We start from the raw sequence: 24,592 nt of genomic DNA, 5'->3' as shown, positions 1-24,592 counted from the left end.
AGCCTGCCATGACAGTGCCCCAAGGTGATCGCCCTCCCCGATCACCTTGGGCATGACTGGTTTACCCAAACACTGGGAGTCGTCGGCGCCCGACCTTCCTACAATGGCGGGCTATGAGCCAGCCGCAAAACCTTCCTGTGTACACCCGGGCCCAAGAGCTGCCCGCCACTCTTGCCAAGCGCCTTGTCGTTCTGGACGGTGCCATGGGCACCATGATTCAGCGCTTCAAGCTGGGTGAAGCCCAGTACCGTGGCGAGGGCTTCAGCGGCGCCGATGGCGCGGGCGAGCGCTTCAAGGACTTTGCCTATGACGTGAAGGGCAACAACGAGCTGCTGTCCATCACCCGCCCGGACGTGATCCGCGACATTCACGAAAAATACCTGGCCGCCGGCGCCGATCTGATCGAAACCAATACCTTTGGTGCGACCACGATTGCGCAGGAGGACTATCACATGGCCGATCTGGCCTATGAGATGAACCTCAAAAGTGCCCAGCTGGCCCGCGCCGCCTGCGACAAATACAGCACGCCCGAACACAAGCGCTATGTGGCCGGTGCCCTGGGCCCCACGCCCAAAACGGCCTCCATCAGCCCCGATGTGAACGACCCCGGTGCGCGCAACGTGACTTTTGAATCGCTGCGCCAGGCCTATCTGGAACAGACGCTGGCGTTGATCGAAGGCGGCTCCGACGTGATTCTGGTCGAGACCATTTTCGACACCCTCAACGCCAAGGCCGCCCTGTTTGCCGTAGACGAAGCCTTCGAGCAGACCGGCCAGATCCTGCCCATCATGATCAGCGGCACGGTGACCGACGCCTCGGGCCGCATTCTGTCGGGCCAGACCGTGACTGCCTTCTGGCACAGCGTGCGCCATGCCAATCCGCTGTCCATAGGCCTGAACTGCGCCCTGGGTGCCACCTTGATGCGCCCCTATGTGCAGGAGCTGAACAAAGCAGCGCCCGATACCTTCATCAGCTGCTACCCCAATGCCGGTCTGCCCAACCCCATGAGCGACACCGGCTTTGATGAAACGCCCGAGATCACCAGCCGTCTGGTGCATGAGTTTGCGGCCGAAGGCCTGGTCAACATCGTGGGCGGCTGCTGCGGCACCACGCCAGACCACATCGGCGCCATTGCCAAGGCGGTGCAAACCACCACCACGCGCAAGCTCTTCTATCCGGCTGAAGCCTGATTTCAAGCCAAACACGACTCGAGCGCTTACCCAACAAGCGCTTGCAGCTCTGTTTTTGATAGTTCAAGCGCAGAACGGCACAATGGCGCAATCCCTGTTTTGCGATTGATCCCGGATCGTCATGACTGCGCCTCTGAGTCCCGTCCTCCCAGTGCTGCCGGTGTCTGCCCCTACCGGGCAGGCGCAAGCGGCTGCAGCTGCGTTGGCCCCCCTGCCCGCAGCCGCCTTGGCTGCAGCAGGCCCGGCGCAAGCCACGACGCCCGCAGCGCCGGTGACCAGCAGCGTGCAATGGTCGGCGCAGACTTTGCAAAACCTCAAGCTGCAGGCCTTTGAGTATTTGATTGCCCAACTGGCTCTGCAAATTCAGAGCACCCCCGGTGCAGCGCCAGCCACCTGGCCCACCCAGGGTCTGCCGGCGGCCACGCAGCAGTTTTTGCAGAAGTTGCTGGCGCAGATCCTGGTCACCATTCAAGGCCAGACTCAGCCCTTGCAGCTGCTGGCCGGGCAGCAGGGCTCGGTGGCCTTGATGCAGGCGCTGGTTCAGGCCGCATCCACCCAGTCCAGTTCTACCGCTCCCAGCTCGGCCTTGCAGACGGCAGCCGCGCTCTCTCCCACGGCCGCAGCCGCGCTGGAGCAAGCCGGGCGCAGCCCGGAAGTCACCGCTTCAGCTCCACGCCTGCCGCTGCTGCAAAACTGGCTGGTGCAACAAGGCACGCTGCTCACCGCACAGGGCGAGCGCGGCTTTTCGCTGACGCTGCAAGTACCTGCAGCATGGGCGCAAGCCGTGGGCGCTGCAGCGCCTTCAGCCAGCCCGGTATCTGGCCCGGTACCAGGCCTGGCTCCCATGCGCTTGCCGCTGGACAGCTCTGCCCTGCCTGCCTTGCCCAGCGGCCCGCTGGCACTGGTGCTGCAGCCGCAGGCAGCGGTTGCCGGCGGCACTGCAGGCTTGGCCACCAGTGCCCTGCTCTGGCTGGAGTTACAGCCGGTCAGCGCCGCGGCGGCGCCCTCCACGCCGGCGCAGCTTGCCGGCCTGCCGCTGGCCATGCTAGCCCCCGCACTGGCCCAGGAAGTACAGCAACTGCTGCAAAACAAGTCGGGCCCCTGGCTGATGATGGCCGCAGCGCAGGCCGCCAATGCCTTGCCTGTCCCTCGCCGCAGCGGCGAACACCGCTCGCATCTGTGCATGACCGAGGGCTGCCAGTACCAAGGCCTGGCACCGTGCGCCCAGCCGTTTTGCAGCGAGATGAACCGCATCTGGGCGAATACAGGCGTGGACGGCCGCCACGGATAGCTGCGGCGAAGCGCATGGCGATTGCTGTGAGTATTTGCTGCCGCCCGCTGTGACTTAAATCAATCAGGCCATAGAAATTTGCTCATATTTTTGAAGCACTTGGTGATGTGAGCACGCGCTTGTCACTTTATTACATAGTCTTTCAAATGCGGCGTCGCTTTTCGCTTTCCGCCATCAAAGCGCTTCCTAGAATCCCCCGGCTCATAAGACGAGGGAGTTCATGCAAAAGCTATATAAGGCGGCCTTGTTAGGCACGCTCATCACTTTTTTGGCCGGATGTGGAGGAGGCGAAGACGGGGGTAATTCAGTTTCAAAACCGCCCACAGACAATGGCCAACCCTCCATCCCGATAGCACCGCCGGCTGGCGGCGGCAGCGAAGGCGGCAACAACGGTGATGCCGGCAGCGGGGGAAATGGCGGATCCGACGTTCAGCCTCCTGCCGTGGTTCAGCCTTATCCAGAACCGCTGGGCGGCAAGTACGCCATGCTCAAGGCTCTGGGCTTTTACGACCATGACAAGACCGGCCAGGATCGTGCAATAAGAAACGATCTGGGCGGCAGTTTGCCGGCCATGGTGCAGTTTGCCCAGAGCCACACGGTAGACCCTTCTGGAAATACCGCCAGGCATATGCCGACCTTGACCAGCGAGCGCGAAGCGCTACTGCTGGTCACGCCCGATCCATCGCTGCAGGACGTGGATGGGCTGACGGTGACGGTATCCGTGAACGGGCTCAGCATGGGCACGCTGCAGCTGCGTCACCCCAATGAGATATTCCGCTCCGACTATGCCAACAAGGATGGTCGCCCCGACTATGTGTATTCACGCCGCGCCTGGTCTGCGGTGCTGCCCTGGGACTGGGTAAAGCCTGGCCTGGAATTGCGGGTCAGCGATGCCAAAAGCCGCAGCGGTACCCTGACGGCGAATGCGATTGAGTTTGCCGCACCGGCCGAGCTGGTGGTGCATAGCATTGAGCTGGGCATGCTGACGGATGCGCCATCGAGTACCGACGATCACTGGTTTCTCAATCAGCCCGCCAAGGCCGCGACGGATTACTTTCAGACCGTTCCGCTGGCCAAGCTGACGGCCGCTTATTACGAGCGCGTGCGACTGAACAAGGTCATGGTGGCCAACGGCACCATTTACGAAACCGCCAGTGCTGTCAACGGCGATGTGTACAGCGGCGACATGCGCGAGAACACCGCCAAATCCACTTTCAGTACCGGCATCAACCTGGCCAATTTTGGCGTCACCAGCTCGGGCATGCAGTCACAACAGCAGCCTCAGGTATTTCAAAGCACGGTGGCTCACCATGCCCGGGGGCAGTATGCGAATGGCGTGGCCGGTCATGGACTCAGCGGCGGCAACGGCATTCTCACGCTGTATGCCACAAGGGGTAACGAGTTCAGCCATGAGATCGGCCATCACTACGGGCTGGGGCATTACCCGGGAGCCGATGGGCAAAGCAACTTCTGGGCAGGCCACCACCATGACAGCGGCTGGGGCTATATAGGCTATCGCAAGCGCATGCGCGCCAATCTGCACTGGGATCGCCCCAAGGATGCCGGCTTATGGGGCATGCCGGTGTTTGAGAACACCTACAGTTTTGCCTCTGATGCCATGTCGGGCGGGCATTACGCGAGCGCGCTGTCCAACTACACCCACTACACGGGCTATAGCACGCAGATGAAGATCCAGCCCAGTCTGGACAAGCCGGTGCCGACCCCAGGCTCTGCCACGGGTTACACCAAGTGGAACGCCAGCACCCGAAGCATGCAAGCTTTTGCTCCCGCCGTACCCACGAATCAATCCACCGTCTGGTACAACAGCGCCAGTGGTCTGTTCCTGGCTCCACGCTTGCAAGGCGTGCCGGTGATCACCTTGCTGGGCGGATATGACCCCGAGACCGACAAGGCGCTGCTCTACCCGGCAGCCCGCAGCAACTGGGGCAATGTTTTCGAACTGCTGCAGCAGGCTGTCTCCAAGACCGAGGCGCGTCAATGCTGGCTGGATGTGAGCTTTGCCGGTCGCGCCAACCAGCGCATCGCCGTGGCCGGCAAGCGTATGGAGACCGGGCTTGTCAACAAGCTGCATGTGAATCTGGCGCAAAGCGAGCAACCGACCGGCGCCAACTTGTACTGCCAGACAGGGGCGGCCAGCCCCAGCTTGCTCTACTCGTTGCAGATTGCGCAGAACCTGCCGGTCATGGCTCCGCCGGTGGTGGTAGGCAAGGGCGCGGCTTACACGGCGATTCGCAAGGTAGAGCTGCCCGAGCTGGAGAAGGGATTGCTGGCGCTGGAAGGCAAGAAGGTGTTGGCACTCAGCAGCGCCGACCAGCTGCTGTACGACAGCTATGCCGAGTACGCACGTGAGCTGGGTGCTGCCGCCTACCAGCAATTCGAGCGCTACACCGAGCAAAAGCAAAATGCGCAACGCCTGAATCGCTGGCTTGCAGCCTATGCCGACCAGCTGGACCAGCCGTCGGCCCAGCAGGCCTTGCTGGCGCTCATCCAGAAGCTGGGGCTGGATAGCCGCCCCCTGATTCCGGCCGCCCAATCCATGCTCATGCCCAACGGCAACTGCATCCAGAAAGTGGGGGCCAACGTGCAAGTGGCGGGCAAGAGCCTGTGCCGAGGCGATGCGAACGAGCAATGGATTCTCGATGGTCGCGGCAGCATTCGCAGCCGTGCCGATCTGGGAATGTGCCTGACGGATCAGGGCGGCAACAGCGCCATCAAGCTCCTGGCCTGCGACATCACCAAGGACAGCCAGGTCTGGGATACCAGCGTTGCCAAACGCATTGCGCGCGGCAATCGTTGCATGGACTTGAATACCGGGCACCTGACCAACAATGTGGGCACGCTCATCACCTACGGTTGCAACGGCGGCAGCAACCAGCAATGGAATGGGCTGATTGCAGGCGACAGCATGGTCTTGAGCTTGCTCGACAGCGACAAGGTGCGCCATCTGGAAACCTTGGCCGACACCCGGCGCTGAACACAGGCCTGCAGACCGAACAGCTGAATAGCTGCTGACGGCGGGCTGGACTTGCGCCAGGCCCGTCTTTCATAATTTCAAGACCACCTATTTCTAGGTAGGTCTTGGATTTCATGGCGCGGCCCTACAACAGGCATTGCGCACCAAGAATCCGGCGGCTCTTGCCGCCGTTGTCATTCGGGGACTTCGCTCCCCCTCTCTCTCAACCAACTTTCACTGTGGCCTGCGTGCCATGGAAGAAGTCATTTGCTTTCAAAAAAGGAATATCTGCCGCATGCATCGCAGTCATTTGCTGTCCCTCGGTTGTTTAACGATTCTCTCCACGGCCCTGCCCGCTGCTGCTCAGTCTCATGTCAGCATCAGCGGTCTGCTCGATGGCGGCATCTACCGGAGCTTTGACGGCACCGGCCAGGCAGGCACGATTCAGCGCAGCCATCTGGCCATTGCCGGATATGAAGATCTGGGCGGCGGCCTCAAGGCCAGCTTTCGCCTGAGCACCCGCTTTGACCTGGATACCGGCCTGACGGAAGACCACGGCAAAAAACCGTTCTGGCATGACGAATCCACCGTTGGACTGCAAGGCAGTTTCGGCCATGTGCGCCTGGGCCGCGCGCTATCGGCCATGTGGTCGCAGGACTGGAAGTTCGACCCCTGGGGCAACTTCAACCGCATTGCCTCGCCTGCCTGGTACCAGTGGCATTACCTCACGCCCACCAACCGCTACAGCAACAACGGCACGGCGGAATACGGGCGCATGGCCAACGGCATCTTCTACGACTCGCCCACGCTAGGCGGCTTTACGCTGCACCTGAGCGCCTCGCCGGAACGCACCGAAGTGCCGCTCAGCCTGCGCCGCGAAGGGCGCGGCTACTCGGCCTCGCTCAATTACGACTCCGACAGCTTGAGCGGCATGCTGGCCTTCGAGCGCAACAGCAGCGGCGATAAGGACAGCTTTGCAGCCCTCAAATACCGCTTTGGCGCAGCCGCAGTGATGGGCGCCTGGGACTACAGCCGCACGGCCCAGAACGCCAGCACCGCCAAAGCGCTCACACTGGGCGCCACCTATCAGATCGGCGCCACCACGCTCAAGGCCGGTTACGGCCGCCAGCGTCTGCAAGCGCAAAGTAATCATTTCTATTCGCTGGGTGCGGACTACGCCATGTCCAAGCGCACCACGCTGTACGCCAGCCTGGGCCGCAAGAGCTATGCACACCGCGCAGACTCAGGCACCTCGTTTGGTCTTGGTGTGGCCCACGCTTTTTAAGAAGGTGTTGGCGAGCTGCTCGGCGCGCGTCCGCGCTATGAAAGATGACAGGAATATCACCGTTCTGTCCTGATTCTGTGGGGTTCGGCTTTCTAGGATGAAGCCATCTACTCACCACATAGCCAAGCCATGTGAGGTCTAGGTTTCATCCACATCCATCAGGAGTCGCAACATGTCCCAACGTCATCTGTCCATTTCCTTGCTGCTTGCCAACGCTGTCGCTGTGGTGGCCCTGGGCCTGCCCGGCCTGGCCTCTGCGGCCTACGAGCACCCGACCACCACGGAAAAAGGTGTCGTCGTTCACCCCGAGCATTTCATCAGCCAGAAAACGCGTGACCAGGTCAAGGCAGAGACAGCGGCCGCGATGCGACAAGGCCTGCTGGCCTACGGTGACAGCAACTACCCCATGCCTATCGCCGCCAAGGGAGCAGGCAAGACACGTGAAGCCGTGGTCAATGAGCTGCGCAGCGAAACGCCGGCACAGCGTGAGGCACGCAACCGGGCCATGGCGGGTTGATGGCAGCTAAGCCCCAAGGCGTACGAGACGCCACCAAGGCAGAAATAAAAAGGCACCGAATCCAGTTCAGGAAACGGTGCCTTTTTGCGCTGAGTAAGGTTTAGAGCGCGATTGGTCTTTCACACCTGCCGCAGAGTGCTGCGGCTTTGCAGCTGCAGGCCTATTTGCCCTGGCCTTCAATCACCTTGGGCACGCGCGGGGCCACGGCGCACATCAGCTCATAGCCCAGGGTGCCGGCGGCGGCGGCCACCTCGTCAATCGGCAGCACTGCCCCGTTGCTGGCGCGGCCCCAGAGCGTAACTTCGCTACCCAGACCGGCCTTGGGAATGTCTGTCAGATCCACCGCCAGCATGTCCATGCTGACCCGGCCCAGAGTGCGGGTGCGCATGCCGTTGACCAGCACCGGCGTGCCCGTGTTGCAGTGGCGCGGATAGCCGTCGGCATAGCCGCAAGCCACCACGCCCAGGCGCATGCAGCCTTCGGCCTGGAACTTGGAGCCATAGCCCACGGAGTCGCCAGCCTGCAACTCCTGTACGGCAATGATCTTGGAGGACAGCGTCATCGCGGGCTGCAGATTCCAGTGCGCGATATCGTGCGCAGGGAAATCGGGCGAACTGCCATACAGCACGATGCCGGGTCGCACCCAGTCGCAACGCACCTGGCTTTGCTCGCCATGCAGCATGGTGGCAGCGCTGTTGCTGATGCTGCGCTCGCCGGGCAGGTCCTCGGTGATCTTGTGGAAAATTTCCAGCTGCTGGTCCATGCCATGGTCCACATCGGCATCGCTGAAATGGGTCATGAAGGAGATTTCGTCCACCTGGGGCAGAGCATTCAGGCGCGCATAGGCCGCACGAAAGCGCTCGGGCGTGAAGCCCAGGCGGTTCATGCCGCTGTTCATCTTGAGGAAGACGCGATGGCCGACCTGGGTCTTGTGGGCGGCCAGCCAGTCGATCTGCTCGTCGCAGTGCACGGTATGCCAGATGGACAGACGCGAGCACAGCTCCAGATCGCGGAGCTCGAACACCCCTTCCAGCAGCAAGAGAGGCCCGCGCCAACCCAGAGTACGCAGACGCTGCGCCTCGTCCAGGTCCAGCATGGCAAAGCCATCGGTCGCCCGCAGGCCTTCGAACACGTTTTCTATACCGTGGCCATAGGCGTTGGCTTTGACCACGGTCCACAATTTGGCGTCGGGAACGGCTTGCTGTACCTGTGCCAGATTGTGGCGAACGGCTTCAGGATGTATGGTGGCAATGATGGGGCGCGGCATGTTTTTTCTCAGTCAGACCTACGGGATTCTGGCACTGTCGGCCCGGGACTGCGTGATATAACCGCCAGTCACTTGTCACAGGGCTTCTTATTTCTCGGCATCGCCCCGGCCGATGCCGATTTCAGCTAATCCATGAAGCGCGGTTTCTACACCATCATGTCGGCGCAGTTTTTCAGCTCGCTGGCAGACAACGCCTTGTTTGTAACCGCAGTCGAGCTGTTGCGTGCCAATGGCGCCCCCGAGTGGCAACGTGCCGCCCTGGTGCCCATGTTCGCCCTGTTCTATGTGGTCCTGGCACCCTTTGTCGGAGCGTTTGCGGACGCTCTTCCCAAGGGGCGGGTCATGTTCATCAGCAATGCCATCAAGGTGGTGGGCTGCCTGATGATGCTGTTCGGCCACCACCCGCTGATCGCCTATGCGGTGATCGGTCTGGGCGCCGCGGCCTATTCCCCGGCCAAATACGGCATCCTGACCGAACTGCTGCCGGCCTCCCAGCTGGTCAAGGCCAATGGCTGGATCGAGGGACTGACCATCACCTCCATCATCCTGGGCGTGCTGGTGGGCGGCCAGCTGGTGGGCCCCATGATCTCCCACCATCTGCTGGCCTTCAACTTCCCCTATATAGACACCGGCGTGGATACGCCTGCCGAAGCGGCGATTGCCGTGCTGATCCTGATCTACGCCATTGCCGCCTGGTTCAATCTGCACATTCCGCTGACCGGCGTGGCCATGCGCCCCATGCGCCAGGACCCGAACAAGGGTCTGCTGTCCAATATCGTCGGTCTGCTGCCCGACTTCTGGCTGTGCAGCAAACGCCTGTGGGCCGACAAGCTGGGCCAGATTTCGCTGTCCACCACCACCTTGTTCTGGGGTGCGTCGGGCAATCTGCGCTACATCGTGCTGGCCTGGGGCGCTGCGGCTCTGGGCTATAGCACCACCCAGGCCTCGGCCTTGGTCGGCGTGGTTGCCATAGGTACGGCCGTGGGCGCGGTGGCGGCCTCCATGCGGATGCGACTGGACAACGCCACCAGCGTGATTCCACTGGGCATACTCATGGGTCTGCTGGTGGTGTGCATGATCTATATCGACAACCTCTGGCTGGCCGTTCCCTTTCTGATCGTGATGGGCGGCCTGGGCGGTTTTCTGGTGGTGCCCATGAACGCGCTGCTGCAGCATCGGGGCCATAATCTCATGGGCGCAGGCCGCTCGATTGCCGTGCAGAACTTCAATGAACAGGCCGCCATTTTGGCCATGGGCGCTTTCTACAGCCTCTCCACCAAGTTCGGCCTCTCCGCGTTTGGCGCCATCACCGTCTTCGGTCTGGTGGTCGCGGGCATCATGATTCTGATCGGCATGTGGCACCGCAACAATTGCCGCAAGCACCCCCAGGAAATCACCCGCCTGCTGGATATTGCTCGCAAGGACTGCCACTGATTCCCGCAGCCCACCAGGCTGCCTCCACGAAAATCAATAGCTTCTAGCCCTTGCCGGACAAGGGTTAGAAGCATTTTTTATGCATAGTCCACTTCCTGTTTTTGCTCTGCTGTTCAACGCCCTGATCTGGGGGCTGTCCTGGTGGCCGTTTCGCCTCATGCATGAAGCCGGCCTGCATCCGCTCTGGGCCACGGCGTTGATGTATGCGCTGGTGCTGACGGGGCTCATCGCCCTGCGTCCGGCCAGCCTCAAGCAGGCCTGGCAGTACCCAGTGCTGTTGCTGCTGGCGGCCAGCTCGGGCCTGAACAATGTGGCATTCAACTGGGCCGTGACCGTGGGTGACGTGGTTCGCGTCATCCTGCTGTTCTATCTCATGCCGGCCTGGGCCGTACTGCTGGCCTGGAAGATTCTGGGAGAACGCCCCACGCCCGCAGCCTTGCTGCGCCTGCTGCTGGCCTTTGGTGGCGTGGTGCTGGTGCTGCTGCCCGCCGATGCATCGCTGAGCGGGCTGGTGCAAGGCCTGTCCCTGGCCGACGCACTGGCCGTATTTGGCGGCTTCATGTTTGCGCTGACCAATGTGCTGCTGCGCCGCTTTCAGGGCATTCCCAGCCAGGCCCGCATGCTGGCCATGTTTGCGGGCTGCATGAGCATGGCTCTGCTTACGGCCTTGACGGCCAGCAGCACCGGCATGGTGCCGACCTTCCCCACATTCAACACCAGTTGGGCAGCCGTCGCCGTGCTGCTGTCCGTCTTGCTGATGGTGGGCAACTGGGCGCTGCAATTTGGCGCATCGCGCCTGCCCTCGGGCGTGACGTCCGTAGTCATGCTGTCCGAAGTCGTCTTCGCCAGCATCTCTTCGGTGCTGATCGCCCAGGAGCAGCTTGCGGCTCGCACCCTGCTGGGCGGCGCCTGCATCATGGGCGCGGCGCTGCTGACCACGCTAGGCAGAGCGAAAAAAGCCTGACGCCGTCCCGGAGAAAACTCCGAGAAGTTAGACCAGCTTTCCGGCCAAAATCAGATAGCCCGGCACCCAGCCCGTGAGCACGCCCTGGACAATGCATAGCCAGCCCGTCATGCGCTCAATGGGCTTTTTCAGCGCCAGCAGGGCAAAGAACAGCGCCCAGAGCACGGCCCAGGCAGCCCAGTTGATGCCCATCCACCAATCCAGGCCGGTTTGCGCGCCTGCCAGCGTGTCAACGGCAACGGGCACGGCCGTGATTGCCACAAACAGACTGAACCAACCCAGACCCCGGCCGTCAGCGCCGCTGAAGCGATTGAAGGCCACCCACAGGTAGGTGAAGGCAAACAGCAGCGTCAGTGCGCCGCTTTTTACGGATGCGGCATCGGCCGCCGGTCCGAAGATGCTGGCCAGCCCTATGCACAGCGACACCACGCCGGTGAAGATGTTGATGACCCAGATTTCCTTGTCGGCAATCTTGCCCAGCATCCACAGGCCGTTGAGAAACAGCACTGCACCCACGTAAAAAAGCGATAAACCCAGCCACATCTTTGTCTCCTGTTGAGCGGGGAAAATCGCGCAAGGTCAGCAAAAAAGCATGAGGGCCGGAGATCTTCTGGCAACGGAGCGATCCGCTATCCAAGGGGTTCTGGGGTTGCTATGGAGCTGCCTGCGCGTTGCCCGCGAGCGCCGGGAATTGTGCAGAGGAAATCGAGGCAGAAAAAGCGTGTTTGAATTCATACTGCCCAACGTAGGCTGCAGCAATCGCCCCGGTCCAGGCAATCTTGAATTGCTGGCTGCCTTGGATGCGTTCAAAGCGAATCCTGTGCCGGGCTACCGCATCGTGGCCCAACAGATAGATGTGAAAAGCCATCTCATCCCAGTTTTCAATGGCTTCTGGGTGGCTGTCCACCAGCATTTCCCGCCCATCCAGAAACTCTGGTGTGTACTGCTCGATGCTGCAGACACGAAAGCCCGGGTTGCCCCAGAAGGTCGATGACAGGGTGCAGGCGTGATAGTTGTTCCAGCAGGAAGGAGCTTCCCAGTCACTCAGCGTCTCGGGCTCCTCGTCATCGTCGAAGTCGCGCTCTGCGTAATAGTCGGCTGATTTCAGGTGCAGATCGAACCAGACTTCTTCATCTACGATCTTGGCCGTCCACACAAACTCGGCGATAGGATGACCTTCTGGCCAGGGGTTGCCCTCAAAGTAAATGCGATCGGCTTGCATCATGAAACGCTGAAAGAGAGCGGGCCAGCCCCAAGGTCTGGAGCTGGCCCGTGAGGCGATAACCGTTATGCCTGGCTGGCGCTGCGACGGCGCGCACGCTCCAGTTGCTGCGCCACCTGGCGCGGGTTCATGCCATACATCTCGGCAAAATCCTGCTCCGAAGTCTGACCGCTGAGCGTGAAGGAGCGCAGCAGGGCTTCGTCCTTGGCGGCACGGGCATCGGCTTCGGCCAAAGCATCGGCCACCAGCGCATTGGTGGCTTCGTTCTTGCCGAGCACGCGCTCGGCATAGTCTTCGCGCGAGAGGCCGGAGGCTTCGTAGGCGATGACGATGCGGTTGCGCAATTTGGGCGTCAGGTCTTCGGCCGTACGCTGCTGGCGGCGACGGAAGACTTCGATCAGCGCATGGTGCACATGCTCGGGCAGCGTGGCTTCCACGGGCTGGCCGCTGAGGTCATGACGGGCCTGGCCCGATGCCATGGCAGCCAGATAGCGACCGGAGCGCGTGTGCTGCTGCAACGCAGACTTGAGCGCTTCCTTGTCCAGCTCGGGGTGGGCTGCCAGCAGATCTTCGAAAATGCCGCGCTTGAAGGGCAGCAGTTGTTCGCCAAACAGGGCCGGGTGCCACTGCGCCAGCTGCTCTAGCAGCGGGTTCAGCGGACGTGGCGCTGCTTGGGCCTGCTCGGCCTGAGCGGGCTTGCCGGCATTGCCACCGCTGCGGCCACGGCCGCCGCGACGCGAGCGCTGGCGAGGCTCTTGATTCAGGTTGGACACGGCTGTGCCTTGCTGCACGGCTTGCGCAACGTTCTGGGCCTCAAGCTGCTCTACAGCGGCCTGGGCATTGTGTTCTTGTGGTTCAGACACGATTTCAGTCATGGCAAAGCCCGTGGGCTTGGGGAGAAACAAAACCCCTAATCATGCCAGCATTGCAAACTGCAGTGCAAAACGGGGCGCAAAGAGCCCTGGGGTTACCGGGTTCCAGCGGCTGACAGTGTCTCATCGATCAGCTCTATCCAGTGCATGACCGGCACCTGCGTGCCGTTTTGCAGATGGACGATGCAACCCATATTGGCCGAGAGAATGGCGGCCGGCTTTTCGGGGGCGAAAGGCTCGTCCAGAGCGGCAATCTTGCGGTCGCGCAGCTGATGGGAAATTTCGGACTGCAGCACCGAATAGGTTCCGGCCGAGCCACAGCACAGATGCGACTCAGTGCGGGCCACGCGCACATCGAAGCCCAGCTCGCGCAGATGCTTCTCCACGCCACCGCGCAGTTGCTGGCCGTGCTGCAGCGTGCAAGGCGGGTGATAAGCCACGGGCGCCTTGGGTATCGCCAGTTGATCTTTCAACCGGGTCGCCAGTTCGGGCAGCAAATCAGGCAGCAGCTCGCTCAAGTCGCGGGTCAGCGCGCTGATGCGCACGGCTTTTTCCGCATACTGCACATCGTGCTTGAGCAGATGACCGTATTCCTTGACCGTCACGCCGCAGCCCGAAGCATTCATCACGATCGCCTCCACCTCGCCGCGCGCGACCAACGGCCACCAGGCATCGATATTGGCGCGCATCTGGGCCTTGCCGCCGTCCTGGTCGTTGAGGTGAAATTTCACCGCCCCGCAGCAACCGGCCTTGTCGGCAATCACGGATTGAATGCCGGCCGCATCGAGCACGCGTGCCGTGGCGTAGTTGATGCGCGGCATCATGGCCGGTTGCACGCAGCCGGCCAGCATCAGCACCTTGCGGCGATGTTCGCGCGTGGGCCAGTGACCGGTCTGCTGGGCTGGCGGAATTTTCTCGGCCAGTGTCTCGGGTAGCAGGCCGCGCACGGCACGGCCTAACGACAGGGCGGGCGCAAACAACGAGGACGTCATGCCCTCCTTGAGTGCCCAGCGCTGCAGCTTCTCGCCCAAGGGACGCTCGACCTGCTCATCCACAATCTTGCGACCTATATCGACCAGATGGCCGTACTGCACGCCGCTGGGACAGGTGGATTCGCAGTTGCGGCAGGTCAGGCAGCGATCCAGATGCTGCTGCGTGGCGCGGGTGGGCTTGTGGCCTTCCAGTACCTGCTTGATCAGGTAGATGCGGCCGCGCGGTCCGTCCAGCTCATCGCCCAGGGTTTGATAGGTGGGGCAGGTAGCCGTGCAAAAGCCGCAGTGCACGCATTTGCGCAAGATGGCTTCAGCGTCCTGACCTTCGGGCGTGGCACGGAATTCGGGGGCGAGATTGGTTTGCATGGGCTCAGTCCTTGTTCTTACCAGTTCGCCGACAAACGGCCCACATTGAAAATACCTGCCGGATCAAAAGCCTGCTTGAGCCGCGCATGAATCTGCGCCGCCGTGCGCCCCGCCGCGCTGCCTTGCGAAAACACATCAAAGTCGGCCACACCGCTTATCTGATCTGCGCTTTCAGCTCTGAAAAGAGAAGCGGAACCACCCACAGACTGGGCCAGCTGCTGCAATGCCGCAGCGGCGCTGCGCGGCGCCTGCACCCAGCGCTGTGCGCCCAGCCAGTCCACCAGCGGGCCCACGCAGCCTGCTGGCAGTTGCAGCGGTGCTGTAGCAGCTGGCACGGACAGGCGCCACAGACAGTGATCGCCGGCCCTTGCACCGAACCAGGGCAGGCTCAGATCACGGCTGGCTGACCAGTCGGCGGCCACGGCATCGGTGTCAAGGCGCTCGCCGCCCAGCTTGAGGCAGGCCGCCTGCACCGCAGCCCGGGCTCCGCGCAGACGCAAATACAGCGTGCCACCCGCTTGGCCAGTCTCATGCAGCCAGTTGCTGGCATTGAGCGGCAGCGGCTGGCCGCCCCATTGATTGAGCCACTGCAGCGCCTGCTGCTGGCTGCAGTCGCCAAAGCGCAGCGTGGCTTCAGCCGGGGCCACGGGCAAGACCTTGAGGCTGACCTCGGTGATCACGCCCAGCGCGCCCCAACTGCCGGCCATCAGACGCGAGACGTCATAGCCCGCCACGTTCTTCATCACCTGGCCGCCAAAGCGCAGCAGCTCGCCGCTGCCGTTGATCATCTCCAGGCCCAGCACGAAATCACGCACGGCTCCCACGCTGGCGCGCGAAGGACCCGAAAGACCGGCGGCCACCATGCCGCCTACGGTGCTGCCGGGGCCGAAGTGCGGCGGCTCGAAGGCCAGACACTGGCCTTGGCTAGCCAGCTCAGCTTCCAGTTCGGCCAGCGCAGTGCCGGCACGCACGGTCACGACCAGCTCGCTGGGTTCGTAGCTGACGATGCCGCTCAGGCTGCGCATGTCCAGCAGCTCGCCTTGCAGGGCATGGGCATAAAAGTCCTTGCTACCGCCGCCGCGTATGCGCAACGGGGTTTGGTCGGCAGCAGCGGCGCGTATGCGCTCGGTGATGGCTTGAAGGGCGTTGATTTGGCGGGTGGCTGAATCCATGGCTGCATGGTAGCGGCAGCTGCTGCCATAGAACCATGCAGCGCTTTTGATTTTTTTGAAACGCGAGCATGAATAAAAAAGGCCCCGCAGCATGCACTGCGGGGCCAACGTAATGAAACTGAACTAAAGCGAAAGACTTGGCTTAGCGGGTATAGGCAACCTCCCCGTGAGAGCTGATGTCCAGACCTTGGCGCTCGGTTTCCTCGGAAACACGCAGACCCACGGTCAGAGCAGCAATCTTGTAGGCCACAAAGGACACCACACCTGACCAGACAATGGTCACCAGCACGCTCTCGACCTGCACCCACACTTGGTGAGCCATGTTGTAGCCTTCGGGCTCGATACCGCCCAGACCCTTGGCGCAGAACACGCCGGTCAGGATGGCCCCCAGGATACCGCCCACGCCGTGGACGCCGAAGACGTCGCAGACATCGTCAACCTTGAGCATGTGCTTGAGGCCGGACACGCCCCAGAAGCACAGAGGGCCTGCAATGATGCCCATGACGATGGAACCCATAGGGCCGACAAAACCGGCAGCGGGCGTAATGGTCACCAGACCGGCCACGGCACCCGAAGCAGCCCCCAACATGGAGGCCTTGCCGCGCAGCAGGGCCTCAGCCACGATCCAGGAGATGGCGGCAGCGCCGGTCGCCAGGATGGTGTTGATGAAGGCCAGGCCGGCAATGCCGTTGGCGGCACCGGCAGAGCCGGCGTTGAAGCCGAACCAGCCCACCCACAGCAAAGAGGCACCCACCATGGTCAGCGTCAGGCTGTGCGGAGGCAGGGCCTCCTTGCCGAAGCCGATGCGCTTGCCCAGCATGTAGGCACCGACCAGACCGGCCACGGCAGCGTTGATGTGCACCACGGTGCCGCCGGCAAAGTCCAGCGCGCCATCGGCACCCAGCAGACCACCGCCCCACACCATGTGGGCCATGGGGATGTAGCTGAAGGTGAACCACAGCACGGAGAACACGATCACGGCAGCAAACTTGATGCGCTCGGCAAACGCACCCACGATCAGCGCCACGGTGATGGCGGCGAAAGTGGACTGGAAGGCCACAAACACATACTCGGGGATGGTCTTGAGCGCGCTGGACAGCGTGTCCGGCGTGATGCCCATCAGGAACAGCTTGTCGAAGTTGGCGAAGAACTTGCCTTCGCCACCAAAGGCCAGCGAATAGCCGTACACGGCCCACAGCACGGTGATCAAGGAAAAGACGACAAACACCTGCGCCAGCACGGACAGCATGTTCTTGGAGCGCACCAGGCCGCCGTAGAACAGTGCCAGGCCGGGGATGATCATCAAGATCACCAGCATGGTGGAAGTCAGCATCCAGGCCGTATCACCGGCGCTCAGGGTAGGCACCGCCTCTACGACGGCGGCAGCTTCGACTGCGGCCACCACCGCAGGCGCTGCTGCAGCTGCGGCACCGTCCTGCGCAAACACGGCTGCGCTGGCTGCCAACAGACCCAATCCAAGGCCTGCACTCAATAGCTTCTTGGTCATGGCAATCTTTCTCAAAAATGATTCCTGAGACGCTGCGGCGCTCAGAGGGCGGAGTCGCCGGTTTCGCCAGTGCGAATGCGGATGGATTGCTCCAGCGCCTGCACAAAAATCTTGCCGTCGCCGATCTTGCCGGTACGCGCCGCACCCTCAATAGCGTCGATGGCCGCGTCCACCAGATCATCGGCAATGGCCGCCTCGATCTTGAGCTTGGGCAGGAAGTCCACCACGTACTCGGCACCGCGATACAGCTCGGTGTGGCCCTTCTGACGGCCGAAGCCCTTGACTTCGGTCACCGTGATACCTTGCACGCCGATCTGGGACAGTGCTTCACGCACTTCATCGAGCTTGAAGGGTTTGATGATGGCAATCACCATTTTCATGACAGGCTCCTGAAAAATTAAAAAGTCTTGGCCAGCGTCAGGATCAGACGCGCCTTGTTTACATCGCCAAAATAGGCTTTCTTGTTGGCGCCAGCCACAGCGGCAGCCACAGAGAATCCGTCGCCCAGGTCATAGGCACCACCCACGCTGTAATCCACGTAGTTGGGCACGCCCAGGTTCTTGATGTCGCTGGAGAAGTGTGTGTAACCAAGTGATGCTTTGAGTGTCACCTTGCTCATCACTTCCTGGCTGTAGGAGAACTGCAGATAACCGCTGTTGCGACCCTTCAGACCCGATCCTGCCTTGGCACCGGCCCAGCCGAAGTAGTCCTTGGACACGGTGTGCGAGTACTTGGCCGTGAAGGGGCCGTAGGTACCGGCACCGTAAATCTCCGTGGTGTTGCCGTTGGAGTTGCCCGAGTACACATAGGTCAGTGCGCCCACATCCCAGTCCACATCGGCAGCCTTGAATTTGTAGCCGCCGTAGAAGTCGGTTTCCAGCGAGTTGCCGGGCAGCCAGTCCACGGAGGAATTCCAGTTGCCCACGTAGAAGCCGCTGTCGCCGAAGCTATAGTCAAAACCGCCTTGCAGCGCAGGCTTGACCGCACGCGTGCGGCTGGCGTCCTGGTCCTGACCACGGAACTTGTAGTTGGTGGTCAAAGCCACGTTGGCAGTGAGTTGTGCGTGAGCCCACATGGGGGCGGCAACGACGCAGGCCAATGCGGCAGTCTTGGCGAAGGTCTTGAAACGGCTAACAGCGATGCGGGTCATTCTGGCTTCCTCCGGTTTGAAAAAATTTGTGTTAACCGGTGAAAAGCACAGACCGTGCCAACATTGAGTTGCACTTCAATACGGCCTGGTTGTTGACAGATTTATTGGCATGAAATTGCCATGCAGCCCTTGATTGAAAAGCGCTTCAAGCTATCAAAATCAAGAGACGACGACCGCCATTCATCGCACGGTCAGCCATGCCCTGCGATGAGGCATGCAGGCAATGCGCGAATTTGGTGCGCAAGCAGGCTGGACTCCTCGCACGTCCTCGATGCACTCAATTGGTGCAAATCAAGGGCGCAAAAAAGCCCGAGGCCTTGGGCACCCGGGCTTGGCAGCAAAAGCTGGCTGGTTGATGGCGCGGATGGACGGCGCTGATCTCAGTAACTGGCCTGCGGCAGCTCGTTTCTGGTGAACACCAGCGAGACCTTGGCCTCTTCGGGGATGGCGGGCAGCGCCGCATTCCAGTCCTGCCAGGCCTGGCGCAGCTCGGCCAGTTTTTGCGGCTCACGCTCGCGCAGATTGGCGCGTTCGCGTGGGTCGGCGCTCACATTGAACAGGTATTCAATGCCTTCCACCTGCAGATACTTCCAGTCGCCGCGCACCAGCGCCCGCTGCTCGCGGTGCTTCATGCGCCAGGCCAGATCGCGCTCGGGGCTCCAGCTGGCGTCCTCCATCACCGGCAGCAGGCTGATGCCGTCCAGCGGATAGTCGGCATGCGCAGCCACGCCGGCTGCAGCCAAAAAGGTAGCCGACCAGTCCATGGTCAGGCTGGGCGTGTGGCTCACGGTATGTGCAGCCATGCGCGCCGGCCAGCGCGCCAGCAAAGGCACGCGGATGCCGCCTTCGAGCAAGTCCATCTTCTGGCCCACAAAAGGCCAGTTGTTGGAGAAGCGTTCGCCGCCGTTGTCACTGGTAAAGACGATCAGCGTGTTCTCGCTCAAGCCTTTTTTCTCCAGCGCATCCAGCACCCAGCCAATGCCTTCATCCATGTGGTGAATCATGCGCTGGTAGGTTTCGATGGAGCCGCCGTCCGTGTGCTTGCCAATGCCGGCAATACGCTGGGCTTCCTCGCGGTCCTCACGGGTCAGCCAGGGCCAGTGCGGTGCGCTGTAGTGCAGGGACAGAAAGAACGGTTTGTCTGCCGACTGGCGCTCGACAAAGTCCACGGCGCGCTGGCTCAGCAGGTCGGTCAGATAGCCGTCTTCCTGGTGCGGCTCTTCATTGACCCAGAAGTCGGGGCGGCCGCGCGGGTCGCAATGGGCAAAGTAATCATTGCCGCCGGCGTGAAAGCCGTAGAACTCTTCATAGCCCGACAGGCGCGGACCGAAATGCGGGGGGTAGCCCAGATGCCACTTGCCCACCAGGGCCGTGGCGTAGCCGGCTTCCTTGAGCAGCGAAGCCACCGTGGGGTGGTCTGGCGGCAGGCCCAGCACCTTGTCGCCGTGTACGCTGGCAATCGGCTCCTCGGCCGCACCGCGCAAACGGTACTGCCAGCGGCCCGTGGCCAGCGCGAAGCGGGTGGGCGAGCACACCGCCGAGTTGGAGTAGCCACGGGTAAAGCGCATGCCTTCACGCGCCATGGCATCCAGGCGGGGCGAGACATCGGTGGCATTGCTGTGGGCATCGCGTGCCCCCGTGCAACCCAGGTCGGCATAGCCTATGTCATCGGCCAGGATAAAAATCAGATTGGGGCGGGAATCGGTCATGAGAGGAACAACAGAGAAGACACAAAAACAGGAGCAGCTATCGCCTGCAATCAATCGATTTGACGAACTTTCAATGCTTGAACCAAAGCGAATCAAGCATTGGATGCTCCTAAAACCTCGGCCACATGGCACGGCACATAAAACTGGCATGCTCCAAGCGCGAGACGGCCGGCAAGGGCCGCCCCGCAGCGTGGGCCGTCGTCCCCCTTCCAGGGGGAAGGCGCTAAGCACCTCAGGGGGTATTGCATTTCAAGGTTTGAATCCTGAACGTTTGACCGCTGGCGCCCATTGCGCCCGATAGGCCTTGAGCATGCGCTCGGTCTCCTGGGCGCTGCTGACCACGGGATCCAGCTTGGAGGCCGCAAATTTCTGCTGCGTATCGGCCTCCTTCATCACCTCCTGCACCAGCTCGGACAGGCGCTGCACCGTGGCGGGCGCCATGCTTTGCGGCGCAAACAAGGTGTTCCAGCCGGTGCCGACCAGGTTCACGCCCAATTCCTTGAGCGTGGGAATCTCGGGCGCCATGGGGCTGCGTTTGTCGCCGGAGACGGCCAGTATCCGCAGCTTGCCGGCTTCATGCTGGGGAATCTGGGTGTCCAGGGTATCGACGGCAATCGGCACCTGACCGCCCATCAGATCGGTCAGCAGTGGAGCCGAGCCCTTGTAGCCCACCACTTCGACCGGAACCTTGGCGCTCTCGCCCAGCATCAGCGCAAAAAAGTGCGGCAGGCTGCCGGTGGCGGGCACGCCGAAATTGGCGCGCTCCGGATTGGCCTTGAGCCAGGCAAACAAATGGGACAGCTCTTTGACCGGCACGGCGCTGGCAACTGCCAGACCGAAGTCATAACGGTTGACTTCGCTGATGGGCCTGAAGTCTTTCTCGGGGTCGTAGCCGGAGTCAGCAAACACCAGCGGCGCCACCACCATCACGGCAGGATTGGCCAGCAAAATCGCGGGCTGCGCGGCAGGGGCGTTCTTGACGTACTGGGCCGACAGACGGCCGCCCGCGCCGGGCTTGTTCTCCACGATGACGGGGCTGCCCAGTTTGTTCTGCAACTTGTCGGCCACGATGCGGGCCACGCGATCGGTGGCACCGCCGGGCGGGTAGCCCACCACGATGCGCAAAGGCGTCTTGCCCGGAAACAGCGGCGCCACGGCTTGCGCCTGCACCACACCTGTACCCAGCAAACCGGCGACCAACCCGGCGCCGATTGCCCACTTGCCCAAGGTTCTTCTTTGCATTGCGACCATCTCCTTGTCCTTTACGGCGAACCACTCGCGCGAAAGTTATTCTTCATCAACAAAACTGGCAGTGTAAGGCGCCGGGCGGGCGGTACCGGAGCGCTTTTTCATGCCGTTTTCGTTCATCGCCCTACTCCGCCGTCAGCTTGATCTTGCGCACCAGAGCGCCCCATTTGTCCGACAGCTCTCTGGCTTTCTGTTGCGCCTGCTCGGGCGTGCTGCCCACCATCTCTATGTCCACGGACTTGACCTTTTCCTGCTGCCCAGGCGAGCGAATGGCCTGGGCCATGGCATCCAGAAAGCGCTTCTGGATCTCGGGCGGAATCCCCTTGGGCGCAGCCAGCAAGAGCCAGAACGTGCCATCAAACTCCGGATAGCCGGATTCGGCAATCGTGGGCAACTGGGGCAGCAGCGCAGAGCGCGTCTTGCCCGAAGTGGCCAGCGCCGTCACGCGGCCGCTCTGGATCTGGGGCAGCACCGTGGGCGCAGCCAGAAAGCCGCAGTCGACCTGACCGCCCATGAGATCCTGCATGGCGGGCGCCGGGCCCTTGTAAGGCACATGCACCATTTTTGTGCCTGTGGCGGAAAGCAAGGACTCCATCACCAGATGGCCGGGCGAGCCGGCACCGCCGGTGGCATAGGTCAGCTCCCGGGTACGGGTGGCGTCCACCATGTCCTTGACGGACTTGAAGCCCAGGGCGGGGTTGCAAATCAGTGTCTGCGAGAACCGGGCCGCCGCATTGAGCACCACGATTGCATCACCGGCATAGCCCTGGTTCTTGTAGATGTGCTTGTTGACCGTGAGCACCGGGTCCATGGCCCAGAACCAGGTGTAGCCGTCGGCCGGAGCCCTTGCGACTTCGGCGGCGCCGATATTGCCGTTGGCGCCGGGCTTGTTTTCCACAATCACCGGCTGGCCCAGCACTTTTTGCACCGCCGCAGCCAGGGGACGGATGGCGATGTCGGAAGGGCCGGCGGGCGGGTTGGGCACGATGATGCGTATGGGCTTGGTAGGCCAGGCATCGGAAGCCTGGGCCCCCACCCCCCATTGAGCGACCAGCAAGGTTGCTGCTCCCAGCATTCCCAAGGTACGGCGGGTCATACGAAAGCAAGGCATGGTGTCTCCTGTAGATGTCTTTGGAGCCACTGTAAGCAGTGCCTGGATAATGAATCTAATCCATCATCCCTAGAGAAAACCCACAGAGCCTCATGCCCAAGGAACCAAGCCACCCATGGCGGCAAGCATCCAAGCTGGACGACTTGTTTCTCTATCACCTGGCCCGGCTGATGAGTTCGGCAGGCTCCATGGTGGTACGCATGTGCGAGGGAGGTTTTGGCATCACCCGGCGTGAATGGCGACTCATCGGTCTGCTGGCCGACCAAGGGCCTATGCAGCCTTCACAGCTGGCAGAACATGCACAGCTGGACCGTACCCGCACCTCGCGCACCATCTCCACCCTGATCGCCAAGGGCCTGCTGCAAAAGCAGGGCATTGCCGGAGACGGGCGCCAGGCGCTGGTGCAGCTGTCGGCCGCCGGTCTGGCCCTGCACACCCAGTTGTTTCCCCAGGTGCGACAGATCAATCAGGAGCTGCTCGGCGACATCAGCGATGCCGAGCTGCAGCTGCTGTCGCAGATGTTTGCCCGCATAGGGGCGCGGGCCGCCCTGATGCAGCAGCAAGGCGAGTTTCCCAAAGCGGAGCGTAGACGCGGGCGCTTGACGCCACGGCCGCCGCCGCGAGACGACACAGCGCGCTGAAGGTTTGCACTCTTCCTGTGCTCACCCTCTTGCCTGTGTGCAAGGCTTGCGCCTACCCTAGGGCCTTCAATGCGGATCGAGGGACTTATGGGACTTGCCTTAGTTCAGAGTCGTGCCTTGCTGGGCCTGCAGGCGCCGCGCGTCACGGTGGAAGTGCATCTGGCCAATGGTCTACCCTCGTTCACGCTGGTGGGTCTGGCCGACGTGGAAGTCAAGGAAGCCCGCGAGCGCGTGCGGGCCGCCATACTCAATGCGGGGCTGGAATTTCCCAACAACCAGCGCATCACCGTCAACCTGGCTCCCGCCGACCTACCCAAGGACTCTGGGCGTTTTGACTTGCCGATTGCCCTGGGCATTCTGGCCGCCAGCGGGCAGATTGAAGCCAGCCGCCTGGCCGACTATGAGTTTGCGGGCGAACTGTCCCTGACCGGCGCGCTGCGTCCCGTGCGCGGTGCCCTGGCCACGGCGCTGGCCTTGCAGCGCCAGCAGCAGCACACGCGCCTGGTGCTGCCGCCCGAGAGCGCTCAGGAAGCGGCTTTTGTCGCCGGCACCGAAGTGTTTTGCGCCCGGCATCTGCTGGATGTGGCACGGCAGTTCATGGCCCATGCAGCGCCTCAGGAGGGAGACCCGGAGCTGACGCAGGAAGCAGGCTGGCAGCGCATGACACCCACCGAGGCCGTGGCCGCCCCTCAGACTCTGGATCTGCGCGAAGTACGCGGCCAGTGCCATGCCAAGCGCGCTCTTGAAATTGCAGCAGCTGGCGCACATGGCGTCTTGATGGTAGGCCCGCCAGGCTCTGGAAAATCCATGTTGGCCCAGCGCTTTTCTGCCTTGCTGCCGCCCATGACGGATGAAGAAGCGCTGGAAGCGGCAGCCATTGCCAGTCTCAGCGGCCGCTTCACGCCGGCGCAGTGGCGGCAGCGCCCGTTTGCAGCACCACATCACACGGCCAGCTCGGTGGCCTTGGTCGGCGGCGGCTGTGAATTACAGCGATTAAATTAACTGCACATTGAAATGCTTAACCAACAAACTAGGGGTTGTTGAGATTTAGCGAGAGCTGATCACTGCAGATGCCAACGTGATAACAGCAGCGAAGCTGCTGTCAGTCTTGTCGCTGCGCATTGCAATGCGCTTGAACTCTTTGAGCTTGCAAAAGAAGTTCTCGATCAAATGCCTCCATTTGTAGACCTCCATATCAATGGGTAAAGGCTCTCGGCGATTGGATTTTTGCGCAATCACCACTTCGCAACCCTGTGCCAGTAAGCGTTGCTTCAGCCAGTCTGCATCGAACGCATTGTGATTGTCCGATCATTCGTTGGGGGCGATCGGGTCAACGTGGTAAGAGCCGCCACGCCCCGCTATAACGCTCGGACGATTCCGCAATACCTATCCGACTGTGTGCAAGTCAATCTTTCGAGCGAGCCATAGCGATAGGACATTGAAAACGCTTTCCTAGATGACTTCGACCGCTATCAATTCGGCGCAGGGAAGATAGGAATGCTGCCTTGTTGCAGCACATCCCACTCCCACAACGATATTTTTCTCTTCTTGTAATCTACGGCGTTGTTGCATAAATCAGCCCCAGGCCAGATTTCCCCAACCCCAGACGTGGCTACGCCACAGCCACCGTCTGCGGGCAGCCCAGTTCAGTAAACCGATTGAGGATTGCGGCTCGAATGT

The 24,592-nt window shown here is 61.8% G+C and carries 20 protein-coding genes and 1 pseudogene; 9 read left to right on the top strand and 12 right to left on the bottom strand.

All coding sequences use genetic code 11. The features are described 5' to 3' along the window. The first annotated feature begins 113 nt into the window (after positions 1–113). The 5 genes from ACNAZA_RS21405 (at position 114) to ACNAZA_RS21385 (ending at position 7,257) form a co-directional block, all read left to right on the top strand. Positions 114–1,190 carry a homocysteine S-methyltransferase family protein gene (locus tag ACNAZA_RS21405; RefSeq protein WP_415798516.1) on the top strand — a complete coding sequence of 359 codons (1,077 nt, stop codon included), beginning with the start codon at positions 114–116 and terminating at the stop codon, positions 1,188–1,190. Between the two features lie 121 nt (positions 1,191–1,311). Continuing rightward, positions 1,312–2,481: a Fe-S oxidoreductase gene (locus tag ACNAZA_RS21400; RefSeq protein WP_415798515.1), complete on the top strand. Its 1,170-nt coding sequence runs from the start codon at positions 1,312–1,314 to the stop codon at positions 2,479–2,481. Positions 2,482–2,701: 220 nt separating this feature from the next. Beyond that, positions 2,702–5,476 (top strand): M66 family metalloprotease, encoded by a 2,775-nt coding sequence (locus ACNAZA_RS21395; RefSeq protein ID WP_415798514.1) that lies wholly within the window; start codon positions 2,702–2,704, stop codon positions 5,474–5,476. Positions 5,477–5,750: 274 nt separating this feature from the next. Further along, the gene (locus tag ACNAZA_RS21390; RefSeq protein WP_415798513.1) at positions 5,751–6,740 is read left to right on the top strand and encodes a porin; all 990 of its coding nucleotides are present in this window, start codon (positions 5,751–5,753) and stop codon (positions 6,738–6,740) included. A gap of 172 nt (positions 6,741–6,912) precedes the next feature. Further along, positions 6,913–7,257 (top strand): DUF4148 domain-containing protein, encoded by a 345-nt coding sequence (locus ACNAZA_RS21385; RefSeq protein ID WP_415798512.1) that lies wholly within the window; start codon positions 6,913–6,915, stop codon positions 7,255–7,257. 160 nt (positions 7,258–7,417) lie between these two features. Here the strand turns inward: ACNAZA_RS21385 and alr are convergent, their stop codons facing one another. Further along, positions 7,418–8,524, bottom strand: coding sequence for an alanine racemase (alr, locus tag ACNAZA_RS21380; protein ID WP_415798511.1), 1,107 nt, complete (start codon positions 8,522–8,524; stop codon positions 7,418–7,420). 132 nt (positions 8,525–8,656) lie between these two features. Between alr and lplT the strand changes: the two genes are divergently transcribed. Then, entirely contained in the window at positions 8,657–9,958 is a 1,302-nt protein-coding gene (lplT, locus tag ACNAZA_RS21375) for a lysophospholipid transporter LplT (protein WP_120965718.1), read from the top strand. A gap of 79 nt (positions 9,959–10,037) precedes the next feature. Further along, positions 10,038–10,922: a DMT family transporter gene (locus ACNAZA_RS21370; RefSeq protein WP_415798509.1), complete on the top strand. Its 885-nt coding sequence runs from the start codon at positions 10,038–10,040 to the stop codon at positions 10,920–10,922. A gap of 27 nt (positions 10,923–10,949) precedes the next feature. Here the strand turns inward: ACNAZA_RS21370 and ACNAZA_RS21365 are convergent, their stop codons facing one another. The 11 genes from ACNAZA_RS21365 to ACNAZA_RS21315 form a co-directional block, all read right to left on the bottom strand. Continuing rightward, positions 10,950–11,465, bottom strand: a complete 516-nt coding sequence (locus ACNAZA_RS21365; RefSeq protein WP_415798508.1) for an AmiS/UreI family transporter — start codon at positions 11,463–11,465, stop codon at positions 10,950–10,952. 109 nt (positions 11,466–11,574) lie between these two features. Then, entirely contained in the window at positions 11,575–12,147 is a 573-nt protein-coding gene (locus tag ACNAZA_RS21360) for a hypothetical protein (RefSeq protein WP_415798507.1), read from the bottom strand. A gap of 62 nt (positions 12,148–12,209) precedes the next feature. Then, on the bottom strand, positions 12,210–13,007 hold the full coding sequence (locus ACNAZA_RS21355) for a ProQ/FinO family protein (protein WP_415798506.1): 798 nt from the start codon (positions 13,005–13,007) through the stop codon (positions 12,210–12,212). A 104-nt stretch (positions 13,008–13,111) separates the two neighbouring features. After that, the gene (glcF, locus tag ACNAZA_RS21350; RefSeq protein WP_415798505.1) at positions 13,112–14,374 is read right to left on the bottom strand and encodes a glycolate oxidase subunit GlcF; all 1,263 of its coding nucleotides are present in this window, start codon (positions 14,372–14,374) and stop codon (positions 13,112–13,114) included. Between the two features lie 17 nt (positions 14,375–14,391). Continuing rightward, positions 14,392–15,546 carry a glycolate oxidase subunit GlcE gene (gene glcE / locus ACNAZA_RS21345; RefSeq protein WP_415798504.1) on the bottom strand — a complete coding sequence of 385 codons (1,155 nt, stop codon included), beginning with the start codon at positions 15,544–15,546 and terminating at the stop codon, positions 14,392–14,394. 142 nt (positions 15,547–15,688) lie between these two features. Next, positions 15,689–17,053: an ammonium transporter gene (locus ACNAZA_RS21340; protein WP_120965710.1), complete on the bottom strand. Its 1,365-nt coding sequence runs from the start codon at positions 17,051–17,053 to the stop codon at positions 15,689–15,691. 41 nt (positions 17,054–17,094) lie between these two features. Continuing rightward, positions 17,095–17,433: a P-II family nitrogen regulator gene (locus ACNAZA_RS21335; RefSeq protein ID WP_120965708.1), complete on the bottom strand. Its 339-nt coding sequence runs from the start codon at positions 17,431–17,433 to the stop codon at positions 17,095–17,097. A 17-nt stretch (positions 17,434–17,450) separates the two neighbouring features. Next, the gene (locus ACNAZA_RS21330; protein WP_415798503.1) at positions 17,451–18,203 is read right to left on the bottom strand and encodes a TorF family putative porin; all 753 of its coding nucleotides are present in this window, start codon (positions 18,201–18,203) and stop codon (positions 17,451–17,453) included. Between the two features lie 380 nt (positions 18,204–18,583). Then, entirely contained in the window at positions 18,584–19,912 is a 1,329-nt protein-coding gene (locus ACNAZA_RS21325) for a sulfatase family protein (protein WP_415798502.1), read from the bottom strand. Between the two features lie 249 nt (positions 19,913–20,161). Next, positions 20,162–21,154 (bottom strand): Bug family tripartite tricarboxylate transporter substrate binding protein, encoded by a 993-nt coding sequence (locus tag ACNAZA_RS21320; protein WP_415798501.1) that lies wholly within the window; start codon positions 21,152–21,154, stop codon positions 20,162–20,164. A 130-nt stretch (positions 21,155–21,284) separates the two neighbouring features. Then, the gene (locus ACNAZA_RS21315; RefSeq protein ID WP_415798500.1) at positions 21,285–22,271 is read right to left on the bottom strand and encodes a Bug family tripartite tricarboxylate transporter substrate binding protein; all 987 of its coding nucleotides are present in this window, start codon (positions 22,269–22,271) and stop codon (positions 21,285–21,287) included. 92 nt (positions 22,272–22,363) lie between these two features. On the opposite strand from ACNAZA_RS21315, the gene ACNAZA_RS21310 reads away from it, so the two are divergent. Further along, complete coding sequence (locus ACNAZA_RS21310) at positions 22,364–22,912, top strand: MarR family winged helix-turn-helix transcriptional regulator (protein ID WP_415798499.1); 549 nt, start codon at positions 22,364–22,366, stop codon at positions 22,910–22,912. Positions 22,913–22,999: 87 nt separating this feature from the next. Then, positions 23,000–23,890, top strand: a pseudogene (locus ACNAZA_RS21305) (YifB family Mg chelatase-like AAA ATPase); the annotation flags it as partial. Positions 23,891–24,592: the final 702 nt, after the last annotated feature.

The organism is Comamonas aquatilis, from assembly GCF_965139575.1.
Taxonomy (GTDB): Bacteria; Pseudomonadota; Gammaproteobacteria; order Burkholderiales; family Burkholderiaceae_C; genus Comamonas; species Comamonas aquatilis.
Note: the sequence above shows the minus strand (reverse complement) of the source record. Positions and strands in the feature narration are given on the sequence as shown.